Raw genomic sequence first — 19548 nt, 5'->3', positions numbered from 1 at the left:
GCCTCAGACGCTGTCGGTCTTGGCAACGTCCGCGGATCCGCTTTCCTTTTCGAGCGCCTGCCGGGCACGCTGGCGCTCCACGAGTCGCGCCGCATAGATGGAAATCTCGTAGAGAAGGATCGTTGGTAGCGCAAGACCGATCTGGGACATCGGATCCGGCGGCGTCAGCACGGCGGCGACGACGAAGGCGAGCACGATGGCGAACTTGCGCTTTTCGGCGAGCCATTGCGACGTCAGCAGACCGACGCGGGCAAGCAGAGTCGTGATGACGGGCAGTTGGAAGACGAGGCCGAAGGAGAAGACCAGCGTCATGATGAGGCTCAGATATTCCGAGACCTTCGGCATCAGCGAGATCGCCACCTCGTCATGACCCGGCGCCTGCTGCATCGACAGGAAGAACCACATGACCATCGGCGTAAAGAAGAAATAGACGAGCGCAGCCCCCATCAGGAACAGGACCGGCGACGCGATAAGGAACGGCAGGAAGGCCTGGCGCTCGTTCTTGTAGAGGCCGGGTGCCACGAACTTATAGACTTGGGCGGCAATGATGGGGAAAGCGACCACCAGGCCGCCGAACATCGCCACCTTGACCTGGGTAAAGAAGAACTCCTGGGGCGCCGTATAAATCAGCTGGGCCTTCTCGACGTCGAGATGCGCCCACTCCACAGCCGTCTTGTAGGGAATGACCAGGTAGTTGAAGAGATGCTTGGCAAAGAAGAAGCATGCGATGAAAGCCACGAAAAACGCGCCGATCGACCAGATCAGCCGTGTGCGCAGCTCCATCAGGTGCTCGATCAGCGGCTGCGGCTTGTCTTCGATATCACCGCTCATGCCTCGTCCTTCTTCTTCGTCTGCGTCGGCTTCTTCGACGTTGCAGGCTTCCTGACCGCCGCGGCCCGCTTCGGCTTTTCCACAGGTACGGCAACGACTTCGGCGGCATCGACCTTGTCGGCGGCCTTGACGCGTGGCTTGCGCACGGCCTTCGGCTTGCCGGCAACCGTATCGGCCTGGGCAGTCGCTGCTGCGACGGGCTCGGGCTGCGCAGGCGCCGGCACCAGGGGCGGCGTTTCCGGCAGGCTCATCGTCGGCGTCGGGGCCGAGACGGCAGCCGGCGGCACTTCGGTCTTATTTTCCGGAGCCACAGTCGTCTTCTGCAAGTCGGCCTTGATCTCGTTGCCCATCTGGCGAAGCGGGTTCATCGCCTCGCGCAGGCTATTAACCGGGTTGAGCTTCTGGGCGTCGCTGATCGTCTGGCGGACATCGTCAAGCTCGGCTTCGCGCAACGCTTCGTCGAATTGCGCCCGAAACTCACCCGCAACCTTGCGGGCGCGCTGCGTCATCTTGCCGAAAGCGCGCAGCATCGGCGGCAAATCCTTCGGACCGACAACGACGATCAGCACGACCGCGATGACCAAAAGCTCGGTCCAGCCAATATCGAACATGCAAGGCTCCTGGACGGGAAGCGCGGGGGCTGCGCTTTTTCCCGGACTTGATTACTTCGTTTCGTCGGCCTTGTGATCGACGGTCTTTGCCGTTTCCGGCGCGTCTTCGTCCGTCATGCCCTTCTTGAAGCTTTTGATGCCCTTGGCAACATCGCCCATCAGTTCCGGAATCTTGCCGCGACCGAACAACAACAGCACGATGACCAGAACGATCAGCCAGTGCCACATGCTAAGAGAACCCATCACTCTAACTCCCTGTTTCGATGTTCCCACGATGTAAGGATTTCTGACACCGTTTCCAACATTAAGCCCTTTGAACTGCGCTTAATGTCACGGTATCGCCCTTTATGACAAGCCACTGACCCATCGAAAAATCGTGAGCACCATTGTTTTCGTCTTGCATGGCAAAAGCAAGAGGAAGTCCTTCAATCTTCGGAGGTAGAACGGGGGGCGAGCAACCCGAGTTCTTCGAGATCCATCTGGGTGATCGGATCTTCGTCCTCGGTCAATTCGTCGTTCATCGACGGCGACGGAATATTGAAATTCGCCGGGATACGGCCCGACAACAGGCCCGCCCCCTTCAATTCTTCGAGACCGGGCAGATCGCGCAGTTCCTCGAGGCCGAAATGGTCGAGGAAATCGCGCGTCGTACCCAATGTCACCGGCCGGCCCGGTGTGCGCCGGCGGCCGCGAAACCGCACCCAGCCGGCTTCCATCAGCACGTCGAGCGTGCCGCGCGAGGTTTGAACGCCGCGGATATCCTCGATCTCGGCGCGCGTCACCGGCTGGTGATAGGCGATGATCGCCAGCACTTCCAGCGCGGCGCGCGAAAGCTTCTTCACCTCGTTGTCGTCACGGCGGATGACGAAGGAGAGATCGGCGGCGGTGCGGAAGGCCCAGGCGCCTTCGACCTGGACCAGATTGACGCCCCGTGGCGCATATTGCTCCTTCAGGCGCAGCATGATCGCGCGCACGTCGGCGCCCCTCGGCAGGCGCTCGGCCAGGAAAACTTCGGAAACGGGCTGCGAGGAGGCGAAGACCAGCGCCTCGGCGGTGCGCTCGGCCTCGATCTCGGCCCGCAAGTCGCGGCCTTCCCCCTCGTCGCTCCTGGGATCGATCAAGCCGGCCGCTCCTGTTCCACCACCTGCAGCGTAGCGTGCTTGGGACCGCGACGCATGAAAATCGGCTGAAAGGCGCCGTCCTGGCGGATTTCGAGCTTGCCCTCGCGCACCAGCTCTAGCGAGGCGGCAAAGGCGCTGGCGATCGCCGTGACGCGTTCCTCAGGCCCTGCGAGATAACGCAGCAGATAATGTTCCATCGCCGTCCAGTCGCCGACCTCGCCGATTATCTGGGTCAGCAGCTCGCGGGCATCGGTCAGCGACCAGACATTACGCCTCTCGATCGTCACCTGGGTGACGGCATGGCGCTGACGCAGCGCCGCATAGGCGGTCAGGAGATCGTAGAGGCTTGCCGCATAAGCGGATTGCTGCCGGTCGGGAATATGCTCGGGTGCACCGCGGGCGAAGATATCGCGGCCGAGGCGGTTGCGGTTGACGAGGCCATCCGCCGCCTGACGCATGGCCTCGAGACGCTTCAGGCGGAAAGCAAGGCTTGCCGCCATTTCTTCGCCCGATGGACCGTCATCCTTGACCTGCTGGGGAATGAGCAGCCGCGATTTGAGATAGGCAAGCCAGGCCGCCATGACGAGATAGTCGGCGGCAAGCTCGATGCGGATGCGCCGGGCGCTTTCGACGAACTGCAGATATTGCTCGGCGAGCGCCAACACGGAAATTCGCGACAGGTCGACCTTCTGGTTGCGGGCGAGGTAGAGCAGCAGGTCGAGCGGGCCTTCGAATCCGGCGACGTCGATCACCAGCGCCGGCTCGTGGCTGGCGCGCTCGGCGCCGTTCTCCTGCCACAGCTTGTCCATCGGCGTTGCCGCCTGCGGACGTTCCGAGCCCTTGACCGTGCTGACCACCCTGCTCTCCTACGATCACACCGACACAAACATCGCCTCGAATTCCGCCCTCAATTCCGCCTCATCGGCACCATCCGGCGCGGCAAAGCCTGCTTCTACCGCTTTTGCGCGGGCAAGCGAAAGACCGGCGAGCGGCGGAACATTTGCCACGACCTCCCGCATCTCGTCCATATGGCCATTGCAATGCAGCACGATATCGCATCCGCCTGCAATGATATTCGCCGCCCGTTCGCCGATCGTGCCGGAAAGCGCATTCATCGAGCTATCGTCGGAAAGCAGCAGACCGTCAAAGCCGATATGCTGACGGATGACGCCGTCGATCACCTTGCGCGAGGTCGTCGCCGGATTGTCCGGATCGATCGATGTGAAGACGAGATGGCAGGTCATTGCCATCAGCTCGTCCTTCATCGCGATGAAGGGTGGGAAATCACGGGCCTCCAGCTCATCGCGCGAGACCGTGACGACAGGCAGCTCCAGATGTGAATCGGCAAAGCCGCGACCGTGGCCGGGCATATGTTTCATGACAGGCAGCAGGCCGCCGGCCTTCAGCCCCTCGCCAGCCACCCGTCCCATGGCGATGACGGTTTCGGGATCGCCGCCATAGGCGCGGTCGCCGATGACGTTGCTGCTGCCTTCGACCGGCACGTCGAGAACCGGCAGGCAATCGACATTGATGCCGAGCTTCGAAAGGTCGAAGGCATGCAGGCGCGACATCAGCCAAGCGGCGCGCAGCCCGAGCGCCGGATCGCGGCGATAGACATCGCCAAGCGCCTGGCCTGCGGGATAACGCGGCAGAACCGGCGGACGGATGCGCTGGACGCGACCGCCCTCCTGATCGATCAGCACCGGCGCATGCCAGCCGACGCTGTCGCGCAGTTCGGCGACGAGATCAGTGATCTGCGCTGCTTCGGAGATATTGCGCCCGAAGAGAATGAAGCCCCAGGGCCGTTCGTCCCGGTAAAAGGCTTTTTCTTCGGATGTGAGGGCAAGGCCGCTGCAGCCAAGGATCATCGCTTTTGATTCGGTCATGGACGAATCATAGACGGCGGCGGGCCAAATGCGAGTAACTGCGGGCGCGATGCACAAAAAAGAGCGGCGGGCCGATCCGGCTCGCCGCTCCCTATTTGATAACCCGATGTTACTTGGAAATCAGGCAGCTTCCGCCGGCTGCGCGATACTGTTCGCAAAGGGCTGCGGCCTCATCCTTCGAGCCGACCGGGATGCGGACACGGTAGAAAGTGCCCTTGCCGGCGATATCGGCCCTGCGGATCTCATGGGCGCGGCCAGCAAGCACGCCGGCGAATTTCTTCGACAGGTTTGCGTAAGATTTATTGGCCTCGTCTTCCGACGGCAGCGAAGCGATCTGGAGGCCGTAGCCGCCGGCGGAACCGGCTTGCTGCGGCTGGGCGGCGGCCGGCGTTGCCGAGGCGACCTGCGTCGGCTTCGGCTGCTGCGCGGGGGTGCGGACATTGCCCTTATCGGTAACCGTGCCGACGACGTTGACAGGCTGATCGGCCGGACGGGCGATCGGAACCGGGGCCGTATCGGCGATCGTTGCCGTCTTGACCGGCCGTACCGGCGCATCGACCGGTGCGGGATTTGCCGCCTGCTCATCGGCAGTTGCGGCAGGCGACGGCTGCGTCGGCGCGGTTTGAACTGGTGCTGCAGAACGCGCATCGACGGAAGCAATCTCGGCGCTTGCCGGGAAGCTCGCAGCCGTTCCGGCCACCGGCGGTGCGATCGGGGCCGATGGCGCAGACGGGGCGGACTGCGCCGTCACTGGCGGCTGGCCAGACGGCATCGGCTGAGCAGGCGCGGCCGGCTGGTCGACCGGCGCGGACTCCTCGCGGGCGACCAGCGTGCCGTCAGGCTTGACGATCATCGTGCGGACCTTGCGCGGCGAAACGGATGGCGTCTTGTCGGCGTCGCTGGCGGAAGCGTTGTCGGCGTTGGCGTGGTTCGGCAACAGACGCGGATCCTCCGTCTCACCAACCGCGGTCGGCGTGACCCGATCGTCAGCGCCGGCGTTCTCGTCATCCTCCGGCAATGCCTCCGGCGTCAAGGTGCGCTGGACAACATCGACCGGGGCCTCGTCCGAGGAGACGAGCGCCTTCTGCTTCGGCTCCTCGGCAGAACCCGCAACGCGGTCGTAGACGGCCTTATCCTGGTTCGGAACCGTCTTGCCACCGGGATTTTCCGGAACGACCTTGATGGGCTCCTTGTCGGCCGTGATCACACGCGGCTCGCCGGACGCGACAATGCCGAGCCCTTCGCCGTTCCAGACGGAGGAATAGACGCCATAACCGACGCCAGCGAAGACCACCAGCATGACGGCGCCGGCCAGCAGCCGGCGCATCGACCGAGCGCGGCTGAAATCAGCGGCCTGGCTTGCCGACTCGATGTGGACCTCGGAGGTTTCCCGGCGCTCGACCGGCTCGCGCACGCTGCGGCGGAAATCTTCCTCCAGCGCCCGTTCGAAATCGTCGAGACCGTCGGCAATGGTCGGCTTGACCGGCGTTGCCGCAGCGGCAGCCATATTACGGGCGGACGCCGCCGTTTCGCGCGGTTTGGCCGGCTCGAAAAAGCTCGCGATCTCTGCATCGAGATCGAAATCGAAATCCGCGGTTTTCGCGACCGGAGCGGGCTGCTCGACCGGCGGCAGCGTCGGCACATGCATATCGTCCACCGTCTCGGGACGATCCTCCGGATCGGAGATCATCGCCGGATCGAAGGGCAGATCTTCGGTCGATTCAGCGGCGGACGCCTCTCCGGCAGGTGCCCAGTTGAAAACCGGAGCCGGAGCTGGGACCGGCTGCTCGGAAACCAGGGCCGACGCGGGCTGCGCCGGGACAGCGGCCTGCGGGTACTCAGGCGTTGCCTGCTCCGGCGCGGCGGGCGCCGGCTGTGCCTTTGGCTGCGGCGCAGGCTCGGCTGCTTCGGAAAAATCGAGATCGGCAAGTTCCAGCTCGATACCGGCGAGGTCCAGTTCGAAATCGTGGCCCGCGAAGGGATCATCGGCTTCCGGCGCGGGCTGCGGCGCCGGTGAATAGGCCGTTGAGACAGGTTGGGACGCGACAGGTCTTGCGGCTTCGCCAGCATAGGCAGGCGCCATTTCGATCGGAGCTGAGAGGACCGGTACGGGCGCGATCGCCTCGGGCTGAACCGGTGCGGCAGCGACCGAGTCGACTTCGACGGGAGCGGGCTCCGGCGAAGCCGGCGCCAGATTGGCGCGCTGCAATACCGGGCGGGGCACGGGATAGCGCGAGACGTCGGCCAGCAGGTCGTCGACATCGAAGGTGCCGGCGATATGCGGAACTTCCTGTCCGACCTCAGTCAGCGCGGCATCGGCCTGGATCTCGCCCTCGATGGCGGCCGCGAGATCGAAACCGGCGTCGGAGCCGAACTCTTCCAGATCATCCTCGACTTCAACGAATTCCTCGGCTCCAGCAGTTTCTTGCGACGCAATTGCCTCATCGTGGCGATCGAGCTCAGCGGGAAAGCCGAACGACGGCGCCGCGGATTCGAACTCCTCCAGAGGCTCGACAGCGGCGGCGGGCGCCGGCTGCTCGATCACGGGCTCCGGCTCCGCCGAGACAAGATCGGCAACGACTGCTTCAGCCACCGGTTCAGCGACTGGTTCAGCCGCAGGCGCAGCAACTGCTTCGGCGGCCGGCTCAACCGCTGCCACCGGCTCCTCACGTTTGGGGGCGTGGAAATTGGCGAGCGGCAACCTGATGCTGGCGGCCGACCATTGCGGGGTTTTGGCGGGCTGCGCCAGCGAAGAGATCGGCGCGGCACCGATCGACAGTTCGAGTTCCTCGATCAGGTCGCGGGCGCCGCCGAAAGCGGTATGGACCGACACCTCGGAAACAGGATCTGCGGACAGCTGCGGCTGACCGGCCGCCGGGTCGGCAGCGGCTACGTCCCAGTTTCTTGCCGGAGGTCGGGCAGCTTCTTCTGCGGCGACGGGACCAACGGACGCGGGCTCCGGAACATCCACGCTTACGGCAGCGGGAGAAGCATCGAGAACGGGCTCGACATAGCCTTCAGAAGTGATGCCATCGGAGATCGGCTCGGCCGGCCGATCGAGTTCGGCCAGCGGACGTGGTGAATCGTATCGATCGAATTCTCGCCCGAGCTCATCCTCCAGATCGAAGGCAGGTTCGCGCCGGGCGGCGTCGCTTACGGTATTCGCTGCAACACGCGGCTCGAAACCGACAATCCGGGCAAGTTCAGCCAACGGATCGTCGTCCGCAAACAGATCGTCTTTTCCGCGCGTATCATACGCAAATTGTTTCTCAGCCATGCCTATCCCACTCGCAAACGCCAACGCTCAAATGCCAGCGCATTGTGGGTAAATGGTGACGTTATCGCATTTCGTCAGGTGCGGCAGTGCCTGTAATAGCAAGTCCCGACTTTAAAACCGACGCGACGGCGTACACCAGCCCAAGTCTGGCAATACTTGATTCTCGGTTTTTATCATTAACAAATCGTAATTCCGGCTGATCTTTACCTTTATTCCAGTGCGCGTGGAACGCACTGGCGAGATCGTAGAGGTAAAATGCAATGCGATGCGGCTCCTGCGACTGGGCGGCCGCCTCGACGATACGCGGGAATTCGGCAAGCTTGGCGACGAGCTGCAATTCGGCCGGATCGCCAACGTCAGCAACGGCTTTCGCAAGATCCTCGGGCGAAGCATCGAGGCCGGGAAAAGCCTCTCTTGCCTGCCGGAAGACCGACATGCAGCGGGCATGCGCATACTGCACGTAAAAAACAGGATTATCCTTCGACTGCTCCGTCACCTTGGCGAAATCGAAGTCGAGCGGCTCGGAATTCTTGCGATAAAGCATCATGAACCGGACCGAATCACGGCCGACTTCCTCGACGACGTCCCGAAGCGTGACGAAATCGCCCGAACGTTTCGACATCTTCACCGGCTCGCCATTGCGATAGAGCTTGACGAGCTGACAGAGCAGCACCGTCAGCTTCGCCTTGCCCTCCGAAACGGCGCGTGCAACCGCTTCCAGGCGCTTGACGTAGCCGCCATGGTCGGCGCCAAGCACATAGATCATCTCGTCGAAACCACGATCGAACTTGTTCTTGAAGTAGGCGACGTCGGCGGCGAAATAGGTGTAGGAGCCGTCCGACTTGATCAGCGGCCGGTCCATGTCGTCGCCCACCTCGGTCGAGCGGAACAGTGTCTGCTCGCGATCTTCCCAGTCTTCCGGAAGCTGGCCCTTCGGCGGCGGCAGCGTGCCCTTGTAGACGTAACCCTTGAAGGTCAGGTCGTTGATCGCCGTGCGGATCGCCGCCGCTCCATTGGCATGCAGGGTCCGCTCGGAAAAGAAGATGTCGTGATGGACGTTCAGCGCCGCCAGATCTTCGCGGATCATGACCATCATCGCGTCTATGGTGCGATCCTTGACGATCGGCATCCACTGCTCCTCCGGCATATTGTGCAACCGGACGCCGTAATCGGCGGCAAGCGACTGGCCGACGGGCACGAGATAGTCACCCGGATAGAGACCCGACGGGATTTCGCCGATCCGTTCACCCAGCGCTTCGCGATAACGCAGAAAGACCGACCGGGCGAGCACGTCGATCTGCGAGCCGGCGTCGTTGATATAATATTCCTTCTCGACGCCGTAACCGGCAAAGGCGAGCAGGTTGGCGAGCGCATCGCCGACCACGGCGCCGCGGCAATGCCCGACATGCATCGGGCCGGTCGGATTGGCCGAGACATATTCGACGTTGACCTTGCGACCTTGGCCTAGGGTCGAGCGGCCATAGTCGGTGCCGGCGCCGATCATCGAGGCGAGCAGCCGTTGCCAATAGCGGACGGCGAGACGGATGTTGATGAAACCCGGACCTGCGACCGAGACATCGGCGACGTCGGCATCCTCCTTGAGCTTGGCGATTATGACGTCCGCAAGGGCGCGAGGATTGGTGCCGAGCGGCTTTGCCAGCACCATCGCGGCATTGGTCGCAACATCGCCATGACTCGCATCGCGCGGCGGTTCGACTGTGATGCGGCCGAAATCGAGCTCAGATCGCTTTTCCCTGACCAGATCAATCTGTTCAAGGGCGGTTTTGATCCTGGCTTCGAAGTCGGTAAAAAGGTTCATCGCACTCTTCCATGCATAGGCTGTGCCAAAGGCGCAAATCGGCCTTCGGCGGGCGACCGCTGCCTATCGCAAATCCGGAGTGTGGTCAAACAATCGCCTGTGGGCACTGATCGCATAGGTGTCGGTCATGCCGGCGAGGTAGTCGCCGACATGGCGAGCCTTCGGCGCATCGGCGAGCCCGGCGATATGATCGACCCAGTAATGGCTCTGCATCTCCTTGGGACTGGCCATGTAGGCGGCAAAGAGATCCGTGACGATCTGGGCAGCACCGGCACGGATCCGCATGATATCGGGATTGCGGTAGATGCGCTTGAAGAGCATCGCCTTGATCTGCCTGTCGGTTTCGGCCATCTCTTCGGAAAAGGTGGCGATAACCCGGTCGGCGCCGCGGATGTCGGCTGCACTCTCAGGACGAAGAAGTGAAAGGCGCTCCTGCGCGACGCCGATAACGTCCTCGACCATGCGGGTGATCTGGCGGCGCATGATCTCGTGGGTGAAACGGCTCGGTTCCAGATGCGGATAGCGCCCCCTCACCTCGGCCATCAACTCGGCGAGAAAGGGAATTTCCTCCAGCATGTCGAAACTCAGATAGCCGGAGCGCAGGCCGTCGTCGATATCATGGGTGTTATAGGCGATGTCGTCGGCGATCGCCGCAACCTGGGCCTCGAGGCTGGCATAGGTGCCCAGTTCGAGATCGTGCAGTTCGCAATAATCGAGGATCGGCTGCGGAACCGGGCCGTGCGTGCCCACACCATCTGGCGTCAGCATTGGACCATTATGCTTGACGAGACCTTCGAGACTTTCCCATGTCAGATTGATGCCGTCGAATTCGGCATACCGCCGCTCGAGCTTGGTCACGATGCGCAGCGATTGGGCATTGTGGTCAAAGCCACCATAGGGCAGCAGCACCTCGTGCAGCGCGTCCTCGCCGGTATGGCCGAACGGCGTGTGGCCGAAATCGTGCACCAGCGCCACGCCCTCGGACAGATCCTCGTCGAGTTTCAGGGCGCGGGCAAGCGCACGGGCAATCTGCGCCACCTCGATCGTATGCGTCAGCCGGGTGCGGTAGTGATCGCCGTCCTGGGCGATGAAGACCTGGGTCTTGTGCTTCAGCCGGCGGAAGGCGGTGGTATGGACTATGCGGTCGCGGTCGCGTTGGAAATCGGAGCGAGTCGGGCTGCTGTCTTCCGGATAGAGACGCCCACGCGTCGTCCACGGGTCTGCCGCATAGACCGCCCTTTCGCTGCCGCCGAAACCCAAAGCTCGCCTGTCAATCGTCATTCTTCACCGTCATTCTGCCTGTTGCCGCATCTGCCCATTGACGCCGCTTTGCCCTCTTCATACCTATAGCCCGAGGAAACGGCAAAGAGGCGCTCTCCCGACCGCTTCGGCGCGTCATGGTCTTTTTGCGAAGATCATGCTAAGTTCCTTTGATATCAGGCATTTGAACATTTGAGTGCCGAAACCCATTCTCTCCGGATCTTGACCCCGGCAGGAGGAAATATGACGGATACGAGTGTAACTCTTTCGGATGCCGCGGCAAAGCGTATCGCCGCCATCATCAGTGCGGAGGCCGGCAAGAGCGCGCTGCGCGTTTCCGTTGAAGGCGGCGGCTGTTCGGGCTTTTCCTACAAGTTTGACCTTGCCGACAGCGCTGGAGATGACGACATCGTCGTCGAAAAAAACGACGCGAAGGTGCTGATCGACAGCCTGTCGCTCGTCTATATGGCAGGTTCCGAGATCGACTTTGTCGACAATCTGCTTGGCCAATCCTTCCAGATCAAGAACCCGAACGCGGTGGCAAGTTGCGGCTGCGGCACCAGCTTCTCAATCTGAATATCCGAGCGCAGAACGTTGTCCCCAACGACGGTCGGAGGAATTGCTTCCGGCCGGTTTATTGGCTTGTCCAGCGGCGAAAGACCGCGATAAAAGGAGCGCACTAAAGCGCGTCGCGATCTTTCAGACTCGCTTGCCACGCTTTAGGTCTTTGATTTTCCGCATGTCGTGAATCGCAAAAACGGCCGCACACTTTTGCGCGACATGCCCTAGCGAACGGGACAGAGCATGAAGATCGCGACCTGGAACATCAACGGCGTCAAGGCGCGCATCGACAATCTCACACAATGGCTCAAGGATTCCGATCCCGATGTCGTCTGCCTGCAGGAGATCAAGACGATCGACGAAGGCTTTCCCCGGCTGGAGATCGAAGCGCTCGGCTATCATGTCGAGACGCACGGCCAGAAGGGATTCAACGGCGTCGCGATCCTCTCCAAGACTTCACCTTTTGAGGTCAACCGCGGCCTGCCCGGCGACCCGCTGGACGAACAGGCGCGTTTCCTAGAAGCGGTGTTCACGCTGCCCGACACGCGCATCCTGCGCGTCTGCTGCATCTATCTCCCGAACGGCAATCCCGTCGACACCGAGAAATACCCCTACAAGCTCGCCTGGATGGAGCGCCTGAGGAGCTTTGCGGCCGAACGGCTGGCCTATGAAGAGATGCTGGTGCTTGCCGGCGATTACAACGTCATTCCTGAACCGCACGACTGCTTCGATCCCAGGGTCTGGGAAAGCGATGCGCTGTTCCTGCCGCAGACGCGGCAGGCATTCCGCAGACTTGAAAATCTCGGCTTGACCGATGCGGTGCGCGCGACGACGGATGCGACGCGGCTCTATTCCTTCTGGGACTATCAGGCGGGTGCATGGCCGAAGAACAACGGCATCCGCATCGACCATCTGCTGCTATCACCCGAAGCAGCCGACCGGATGACGTCGGCAACTATCGAAAAACATGTGCGGGCGTGGGAAAAGCCGTCCGACCACGTACCGGTGATCGCCTATTTCGATTTCGCGGCCTGACATCCGAGCACTTGGCAGAGCGTCATTTCAGAGACGCGGTGGAGGATGCGCGGGCTGAATGCCGCGTGGCGCTGAGTGGTAGGTTTCAGTCAGAACCGCTCGAAATGGCGTGCGACAGCGAAACAGCCGTGCGACGGTCGGCCTCGTTGGCAACCGAGAAGGCCTGCTCCTGCAGCGCTTCCATCCAGCCGCAATCCTTCGGCTTGCAGCGGTCGAGGGCGGCGGTCATCAGCGCGAGACCGCGGGCCGTCTGGCCTTCGTCGAAAAGGATGTTTCCGAAAACCGCCATGGCGCCGGGATGGCCACTCTTACGGGCCTGGTTCAACCACTTTTTCGCCTGCTGCGGGCTGGCACTACCGCCCTCGCCGGCCAGCATCATCTGCGCCAGCTGGAACTGTGCCTCGGGAACGCCGAAGGTGGAGGCCACCTGGAAATAGAGCTGGCGCGCCTGAGTGAGATCGATCTTCACCGGGCTGCCGGCAATACCGTGCTTGTAGTAGTTGGCGAGCGAGAGAAGCGCGTTGACGAAGAAACCCGTGTCTTCCGAGCCGGGTTCGACACCCTGCTGGGCAATCTCACTATAGATCTTGAAGGCTTCGAAATCGTCCTGGGTGACGCCGTCGCCGTCGGCATACATGTTGGCGAGCGCCCAGCGCGAACCGGTATGGCCCTTTTCGGCGGCGTATTTGTAGGCCTCGACCGCCTCCTCCTTCTGACCGTTTTTGTAGGCCTTGAAGCCGAACTTGAAGAGGTCGAAAGGGCCGGATTCCTTGCTGACGTCGCTCTTGATGTCGAAAGCGAGAACCGGACCGGACAGCGCCATGGCCACCCACATGCCCATCAGCATGATTTTGAACAATTTGAACTCGGACGTTACCATTTCAACCGATTTCTTTCGCTCATCGCCCGCAGCCGGCGCTGACGCCGGGCATACCACCGATGTATTCCTTCGAGGCGAGCGATCCCGCGGCGAGCTCCATGGCCCCTTTGCCCGCGTCGCTTCCAGCCCATTGGCCTCTTTCGAGAGGCCGAATTTTCAGCATCTCATTCAGGACCACCCGGCTCGCGGCATGGCCCGACTGTAATCTTCCTGGCACCCCGTCGGCGGGCGCGGCATCCGCCTTCCCGCCTATATCGCATTCGTAAATAGCAAATGTGACCAAACCGGTATCGACATCTGCCGCTAAGCCCGCCTGACTATGCGAACGGACAGATAACGACGGCAATGAATGGATCGACGGCATGATCGTGAGGTCGAATTTACGGTCGCAATAGCCTTGCCCGGAAAGAGAAACGGCCGCAATCACGCGGCTGTCGCCACTTGCGCCGTACGATCTGGTGTTACCGGAAAAAAATCGACCCATGCTACTGATTACACGCACCGTAAGTCTGCCATCACCTCGCCCGCAATACCGCTGCGCTCTCTTTGTGGCGGGAAATGGACAAATTCGCCCCATCGCCACCATACGCCATTCATCGTAAAAAACTGTTGCTGAATCGTCACAAAACGAGACCAGCAAATGACATGATTAACGGGCCGCGCACAAAGAAAAGCCCGGCAGTGCCGGGCTCTCAATTCTTCAAATCAGGAATTTAGAACTTGATCTTTATGCTTGTCGACAGTGCAGCGACCAGATCGTCATCGAAGGAGTAGGAAACATCATCTCCGTATGTGACGCCATTCCGGGTCACAGCACCAGACGAACCGCTCGTCAACACGCCCACGGCACCGGCAAAGCGCCATTCGATATGTTCGGTCGGTGTGTAGGCTGCACCGAGCCCCAGCGTCCAGCTGTCTGTCTGCGCGCCATACCCCTGGCTGGTGCCGCGGTCCCATGTCAGGCTGACTGCACCGGCCCATTGTTCATTGAATTTGTGGCCGACACCGCCGGAGATCGTCCAACCATCACGATAAAGGAGGTCGAGCGAGGTTAGACCACCCGCGGGGCAAGGCAAGCCGTTGGTCGGGCAGAATGCTACCGACTGCAGGACGCTCCAATTCGTCCATTTAACCGATCCGAATGCAAGCCAATCCGGAGCGATACCGCTTTGCAGCTTCAGCTCCAGCGAATCCGGAGCTTCGGCGGAACCGGAAACTGGTGTGACCAGGCCCCCATATAGCGGCACAACCGGAACTTGACGGAGATCAACAGTCCCGGACAGGTCATCGTACTTGACGCGACTGTTATAGACGAGGCTCGCACGCATCGCATATTCCGGAATCTCGTAAGCAAGACCGGCGCGCCAGCCCCAACCGCTATCGTCGATATCCAGGCGACCGACGCCAGTTCCAGTCCCGAGCAGAAGCGGAAGCGTTGAAACCAGACGTTCCTTGAAGCCTTCGACTTCCTGATAAAAAGCGCCGCCAATGAAGCGAAGCTGCCCAGGACCGACATCAAAACGATAGGAGCAGGTGCCGCCATAGTTCCGTGTTTTGATCTCTGTCTCAATGTTATCGTTGGCGCCGGCCCAATTCATGCCGGGGTCGGTGTGTGCGCCGAAGGGCTCCGAATAGTCAACGAGGCAGTCGACCGCATCGCCAAAACCAGCCTTAAAACCAATATAGGGGATGGTGTAATTTGAGGTATCGTCAGCCGTGTCTGGACGGCTGTTCAGATTGCCGCCCCCTGTCAGTATCGACGTATTCGTGTCTCGGACATCCTTCAGCTTGCGCTGCGGCGTGACGTAAGTCACGCCCGACTGAAATGAGAAAGGCGACGTATCGAACAGCTGATCGATGTTATAGCCGCCGCGCTCCAGGCCGCCGGCAAAGGACGGCAAGGCAAGCGACGAAAGAAGAACGAGCGACGTTACGCCCTTGGAAAACATACGCGATGCCATTGTGTCTCCCCCACTCCAGCAATTGATGTACGCCACTTTAGTAAGCGTTCGCTCGACATGGCAACGCGCCCCACGGCGGCGCTCCCAGGCATTGCAATGGCTAACTTACGTAAAGAAATTGACGGACACGTCAAAAAATCTGGTTAATAAAATTCTATTCTAGAGCCATCGATTTTGAGACGGTCTTTTGGGTTTTCATTCCAAACAGTGCAGAAGCTGTATCAATCCGACAACAGTGACAGTTTTCACCAAATGGATAGCCGTAAAGCCAAAATCCACAGGCTCAGCGCCTCAAATCAGCCGCGCTCAAGACCGAATCAGGCGTTCCCCAAACGACAAAAGACGCGCCCCGAAGCAGGCGCGTCTTTGAAATAACTTACCAAAATCGGCAATGAAACTTATCCGGCTTCGCTGACCCTGGAAAGCGCGGTATTCAAGCTGGCGATCTGCCCCTTCAACTCATCGAGACGCTCGCGCTCGGCCTCGACCACCTCGGGATTGGCGTTGGCGACGAACTTCTCGTTGGAAAGCTTGCCATTGATGCGGGCGATTTCTCCATCCATCTTGGCAATCGCCTTTTCCAGGCGGGCCCTTTCGGCAGCAAGGTCGATCAGATTGCCGAGCGGCAGGCAGACGGTGGCTTCGGCGACGACAATCTGGGCCGCGCCCTTCGGCGCATCGTCGGACAGTGATATCGCTTCCACGCGGGCAAGCCGCTTGATGGCGGCGTCGTGGCGGAACAGCCTTTCGCGCGTGAGATTGTTGGCCTTGACGACGACCAGCGGGGCGGTCGCCGACGGCGGCACGTTCATTTCGGCGCGCACGGAGCGGATGCCGGAGACGAGGTCGATCAGCCAATTGATCTCGTCGGCAGCCGCGTCATCCGCATAGGACGGCGCCGGCCATTCGGCATGGCAGACCAGCGTGTCGCGTTCCTTGCCTTCGCCTGCGGTATGCGCCCAAAGCTCTTCGGTCATGAAGGGCATGAAGGGGTGCAAAAGCTTGTAGATCTCTTCGAGAATATAGGCGCTGCAGGCCTGGGCTTCGGCCTTGGCGCCCTCGTCATCGCCATTGAAGACCGGCTTCAGAAGCTCGAGATACCAGTCGCAGACTTCGTTCCAGACGAAACGGTAGAGCGCGCCGGCCGCATCGTTGAAGCGGAAGGCTTCAAGCGCTTCCGTAACGTCACGTTCCGTACGGGCAAGCTCCGTAAGGATCCAACGGTTGATGGTAAGCTCGGCCGCCTCCGGCACGAAATGCGGATCGCTCTTGGCGCCGTTCATCTCGGCAAAACGCGTGGCGTTCCAGAGCTTGGTGCCGAAATTGCGGTAGCCGGCGATGCGGGCCGGATCGAGCTTCACATCGCGGCCCTGTGCGGCCATGATCGCCAGGGTGAAGCGCAGTGCGTCGGCACCGTATTCGTCGATCAGTTCCAGGGGGTCGATGACGTTGCCCTTCGACTTCGACATCTTCTGCCCGTTCTTATCGCGCACCAGTGCGTGAATATAGATCGTATGAAAAGGTTCGACGGGATCGCCATTCTCGTCCTTCATGAAATGCAGGCCCATCTGCATCATGCGAACGACCCAGAACGGGATGATATCGAAACCGGTGACGAGGACATTCGTCGGGTAGTAACGCGCAAGTTCCGGCGTCTCGTCGGGCCAGCCGAGTGTCGAGAAAGGCCAGAGCGCAGAAGAGAACCAGGTGTCGAGCACGTCCTCGTCCCGCGTCAGGATTTCGCCAGGCTTGAAGTTTTCGAGCAGGTCCTCGACATAGGCCTTCATCGGCCCTTCATGCGAGAGGTAATGCTGGATCGCCGCCTGCAGCGCCTCCTCCTCGGTCTTTTCGACGAAGACTTGGCCGTCAGGACCGTACCAAGCGGGAATCTGATGACCCCACCAGAGCTGGCGAGAGATACACCACGGTTCGATGTTCTCCAGCCAATTGAAATAAGTGTTTTCCCAGTTCCTGGGAATAAACCTGGTTCTTCCCTCGCGAACGGACTCCAGGGCAGGCTGCCCCAATGTCTTGTTGTCGACAAACCATTGTTCCGTCAGCCGCGGCTCGATCGGCACGCCGCCGCGGTCGCCATGCGGGACCATATGCTTGTGCGGTTCGATCTTGTCGACAAGGCCGGCCTCTTCGAAGATCTCGACGATCACCTTGCGCGCATGGAACCGGTCCTGCCCTTCCAGACGGTCCCAGGCGCCATGCAGTGCCGCGGGATTGTCGAGACCTTCAAGGAAATCCTCATTATCCTTGATGGCAATGGTGCCATCGATATTCATGACGTTGATCGCACGCAGCTTCGCGCGCTTGCCGACTTCGAAGTCGTTGAAATCATGGGCCGGCGTAATCTTCACCGCGCCTGTGCCGGCTGTCGGATCAGCATAGGAATCGGCGACGATCGGTATCCTGCGGCCGACGATCGGCAGGATGACATGCTTGCCGATAATCGGCTTGTAACGCTCGTCTTCGGGGTTCACGGCAACGCCGGTATCGCCGAGCATCGTCTCCGGCCGCGTCGTGGCGACGACGATATAGTCCCGCGTCTCGAACGCAGTCGGCTTGCCTTCCTCGTCGAAGGCGATCGGATATTGATAGGTGACACCCGGCTCGAGCGGATAGCGCAGATGCCAGAGATGGCCCTTCACCTCGTGTTGCTCGACCTCCATGTCGGAAATCGCCGTCAGGAGTTTTGGGTCCCAATTGACAAGGCGCTTGTCCTTGTAAATCAGGCCTTCCTTATAGAGCGTAACGAAAACCTCGAGAACGGCCTGCGACAGGCCTTCGTCCATGGTGAAGCGCTCGCGTGACCAGTCGCAGGAGGCGCCGAGGCGCTTCAACTGGTTGAAGATCAGGCCGCCCGATTCTGCTTTCCACTCCCAAATCTTGTCGATGAAGGCCTCGCGGCCCATCTCGCGGCGGCCTGGCAGCTGCTGCTCCATCAGCTTGCGTTCGACGACCATCTGGGTGGCGATGCCGGCGTGATCCATGCCCGGCTGCCAGAGCACGTCCTTGCCGCGCATGCGCTCGAAGCGCACCATGATGTCCTGCAGCGTATTGTTGAGCGCATGCCCCATATGAAGCGAGCCGGTGACATTCGGCGGCGGGATCACGATGGTGAAGGTCTCGGCCCCCGGTTTGGCGTTCGCGCCGGCGCGGAAGGCGTCCGCCTCATCCCATTTCGCGGCGATTTTCGGTTCGACGGCAGCGGAATCATAGGTCTTGTCGAGCATTTTCTGACCAATTTCGAGGTTCGAGGATGGGCGTTTGTAAATAGGATGGCCACGACCAAGTCAATAAAAAAGCCGCCCCGGAGACCGGAGCGGCTTTTCCAGGAAAAATCAATCCGATCAGCGGCGCGGGCCGCGCGCCACGCGCTCGATTTCCTCGCGCACCAGCCGTTCGACCAAAGTTGGCAGATTGTCATCAAGCCATTCACGCAGCATCGGGCGCAGCATGTCCTCGGCAATCTCGTCCAGCGAGCGGCGCTCGGCGCCGTCGATCGCCGCGGCAAGCTCCTCGAAGGAGCGGCTGATCTGCAGACCGGCGTCTTCCGAAAGCAGTGACGGCTGGGTCTCGTCGACAACGCTCGGGAGGAAACGCTCGGTCGACGAAGTAGCGGACTCCAAAGCCGGTGGCGCAGTTTCGGCGGCAGCAGCGGCTTGCTCGGCGACGGCGACACGCGGTGTTTCGGCAAGCGTCGGTTCTGGCGGCTGTTGGACGGGAACAGAGGAAACGGGTGCTGCGGCAGCGGCAAAAGCGGGCCGTGTCGGCTGCGGCTGCGGACTTGCAGCGCGCGGGGGCTCCGGCATCACGGCCGGCTGCGGCTCCGGCTGGCGGAAGCCGCTCGGAATTTCGCGCAAGGCTTGACCGGCCTGCACGGCGCTGCGCTCGGAGGCGGCGCGCACGCGGGCTGCGACATCGGCAAGCGACAGCGCGCGGGCCGGGGCTTCGGTCTCAGGGGCGGTGCCGGCCGAATTGGCGGCGACGAAACGTGGATCGGACGAGCGCATGGCCGGTTCGGGAAACTCCACGCCGGCATAGGTGTCATCCACCGTCAGATGGATTTCGGAGCCGTTTTCGTCGTCGTCGGCGCCGTAAACCGGCGGCACGGAAGCTGAAATCGCCTTGCCGGCGCCGGGTTCATTGCTTTCGATGATCTGGCGGATGGAGGCCAGAATTTCTTCCATGGACGGTTCACGCGCTACACTTGGCTGAGCCATATCTATCCCCGTTATCCCAACACAACGATCGGACGGTGTGGAGCGTTCATCCGAATCACCACGACCTTAGAATA

General features: G+C 61.2%; 16 protein-coding genes. 2 read left to right on the top strand and 14 right to left on the bottom strand.

Translation table 11 applies throughout. From position 1 onward, the window contains the following. Nucleotides 1–3: 3 nt before the first annotated feature. The 9 genes from tatC to NL154_RS08270 all read right to left on the bottom strand — a co-directional run bounded on the left by tatC (nucleotide 4) and on the right by NL154_RS08270 (nucleotide 10826). The gene (gene tatC / locus NL154_RS08310; RefSeq protein WP_210628126.1) at nucleotides 4–831 is read right to left on the bottom strand and encodes a twin-arginine translocase subunit TatC; all 828 of its coding nucleotides are present in this window, start codon (nucleotides 829–831) and stop codon (nucleotides 4–6) included. Then, on the bottom strand, nucleotides 828–1442 hold the full coding sequence (tatB, locus tag NL154_RS08305; protein WP_210628127.1) for a Sec-independent protein translocase protein TatB: 615 nt from the start codon (nucleotides 1440–1442) through the stop codon (nucleotides 828–830). The genes tatC and tatB overlap by 4 nt, the downstream gene beginning before the upstream one ends. A gap of 51 nt (nucleotides 1443–1493) precedes the next feature. After that, nucleotides 1494–1685 carry a twin-arginine translocase TatA/TatE family subunit gene (locus NL154_RS08300; RefSeq protein WP_011425113.1) on the bottom strand — a complete coding sequence of 64 codons (192 nt, stop codon included), beginning with the start codon at nucleotides 1683–1685 and terminating at the stop codon, nucleotides 1494–1496. Between the two features lie 182 nt (nucleotides 1686–1867). Further along, nucleotides 1868–2563, bottom strand: coding sequence for an SMC-Scp complex subunit ScpB (gene scpB, locus NL154_RS08295; RefSeq protein WP_210628128.1), 696 nt, complete (start codon nucleotides 2561–2563; stop codon nucleotides 1868–1870). Further along, on the bottom strand, nucleotides 2560–3372 hold the full coding sequence (locus NL154_RS08290) for a segregation and condensation protein A (RefSeq protein WP_210631639.1): 813 nt from the start codon (nucleotides 3370–3372) through the stop codon (nucleotides 2560–2562). Before NL154_RS08290 ends, scpB begins: the two co-directional genes overlap by 4 nt. Nucleotides 3373–3435: 63 nt before the next feature. Next, on the bottom strand, nucleotides 3436–4449 hold the full coding sequence (gene nagZ / locus NL154_RS08285; protein WP_221154931.1) for a beta-N-acetylhexosaminidase: 1014 nt from the start codon (nucleotides 4447–4449) through the stop codon (nucleotides 3436–3438). Nucleotides 4450–4558: 109 nt separating this feature from the next. Then, entirely contained in the window at nucleotides 4559–7726 is a 3168-nt protein-coding gene (locus NL154_RS08280) for an SPOR domain-containing protein (protein WP_434733886.1), read from the bottom strand. Between the two features lie 61 nt (nucleotides 7727–7787). After that, entirely contained in the window at nucleotides 7788–9545 is a 1758-nt protein-coding gene (argS, locus tag NL154_RS08275) for an arginine--tRNA ligase (protein ID WP_434733885.1), read from the bottom strand. 63 nt (nucleotides 9546–9608) lie between these two features. After that, nucleotides 9609–10826, bottom strand: a complete 1218-nt coding sequence (locus tag NL154_RS08270; RefSeq protein ID WP_221122830.1) for a deoxyguanosinetriphosphate triphosphohydrolase — start codon at nucleotides 10824–10826, stop codon at nucleotides 9609–9611. Nucleotides 10827–11048: 222 nt separating this feature from the next. Here NL154_RS08270 and erpA point away from each other — a divergent pair, with 222 nt between their 5' ends. Next, nucleotides 11049–11381 carry an iron-sulfur cluster insertion protein ErpA gene (erpA, locus tag NL154_RS08265; RefSeq protein ID WP_064709130.1) on the top strand — a complete coding sequence of 111 codons (333 nt, stop codon included), beginning with the start codon at nucleotides 11049–11051 and terminating at the stop codon, nucleotides 11379–11381. A 228-nt stretch (nucleotides 11382–11609) separates the two neighbouring features. After that, nucleotides 11610–12401 carry an exodeoxyribonuclease III gene (gene xth / locus NL154_RS08260; RefSeq protein ID WP_210628134.1) on the top strand — a complete coding sequence of 264 codons (792 nt, stop codon included), beginning with the start codon at nucleotides 11610–11612 and terminating at the stop codon, nucleotides 12399–12401. Between the two features lie 85 nt (nucleotides 12402–12486). Here the strand turns inward: xth and exoR are convergent, their stop codons facing one another. From exoR to NL154_RS08235, 5 genes are all read right to left on the bottom strand, one after another. Next, nucleotides 12487–13281 (bottom strand): exopolysaccharide production regulator ExoR, encoded by a 795-nt coding sequence (exoR, locus tag NL154_RS08255; protein WP_210628135.1) that lies wholly within the window; start codon nucleotides 13279–13281, stop codon nucleotides 12487–12489. A gap of 19 nt (nucleotides 13282–13300) precedes the next feature. After that, nucleotides 13301–13783: a hypothetical protein gene (locus NL154_RS08250; protein ID WP_434733884.1), complete on the bottom strand. Its 483-nt coding sequence runs from the start codon at nucleotides 13781–13783 to the stop codon at nucleotides 13301–13303. 211 nt (nucleotides 13784–13994) lie between these two features. Further along, nucleotides 13995–15242 carry an OmpP1/FadL family transporter gene (locus NL154_RS08245; protein ID WP_434733883.1) on the bottom strand — a complete coding sequence of 416 codons (1248 nt, stop codon included), beginning with the start codon at nucleotides 15240–15242 and terminating at the stop codon, nucleotides 13995–13997. Nucleotides 15243–15640: 398 nt separating this feature from the next. Next, complete coding sequence (locus NL154_RS08240; RefSeq protein ID WP_210628137.1) at nucleotides 15641–18484, bottom strand: valine--tRNA ligase; 2844 nt, start codon at nucleotides 18482–18484, stop codon at nucleotides 15641–15643. Nucleotides 18485–18601: 117 nt separating this feature from the next. Continuing rightward, nucleotides 18602–19474: a PopZ family protein gene (locus tag NL154_RS08235; RefSeq protein WP_221146535.1), complete on the bottom strand. Its 873-nt coding sequence runs from the start codon at nucleotides 19472–19474 to the stop codon at nucleotides 18602–18604. Nucleotides 19475–19548: the final 74 nt, after the last annotated feature.

It is taken from the genome of Rhizobium sp. YTUHZ044, from assembly GCF_051123975.1.
Taxonomy (GTDB): Bacteria; Pseudomonadota; Alphaproteobacteria; order Rhizobiales; family Rhizobiaceae; genus Rhizobium.
The sequence above is the reverse complement of the archived record's forward strand: the minus strand, read 5'-3'. Positions and strand labels throughout refer to the sequence as shown.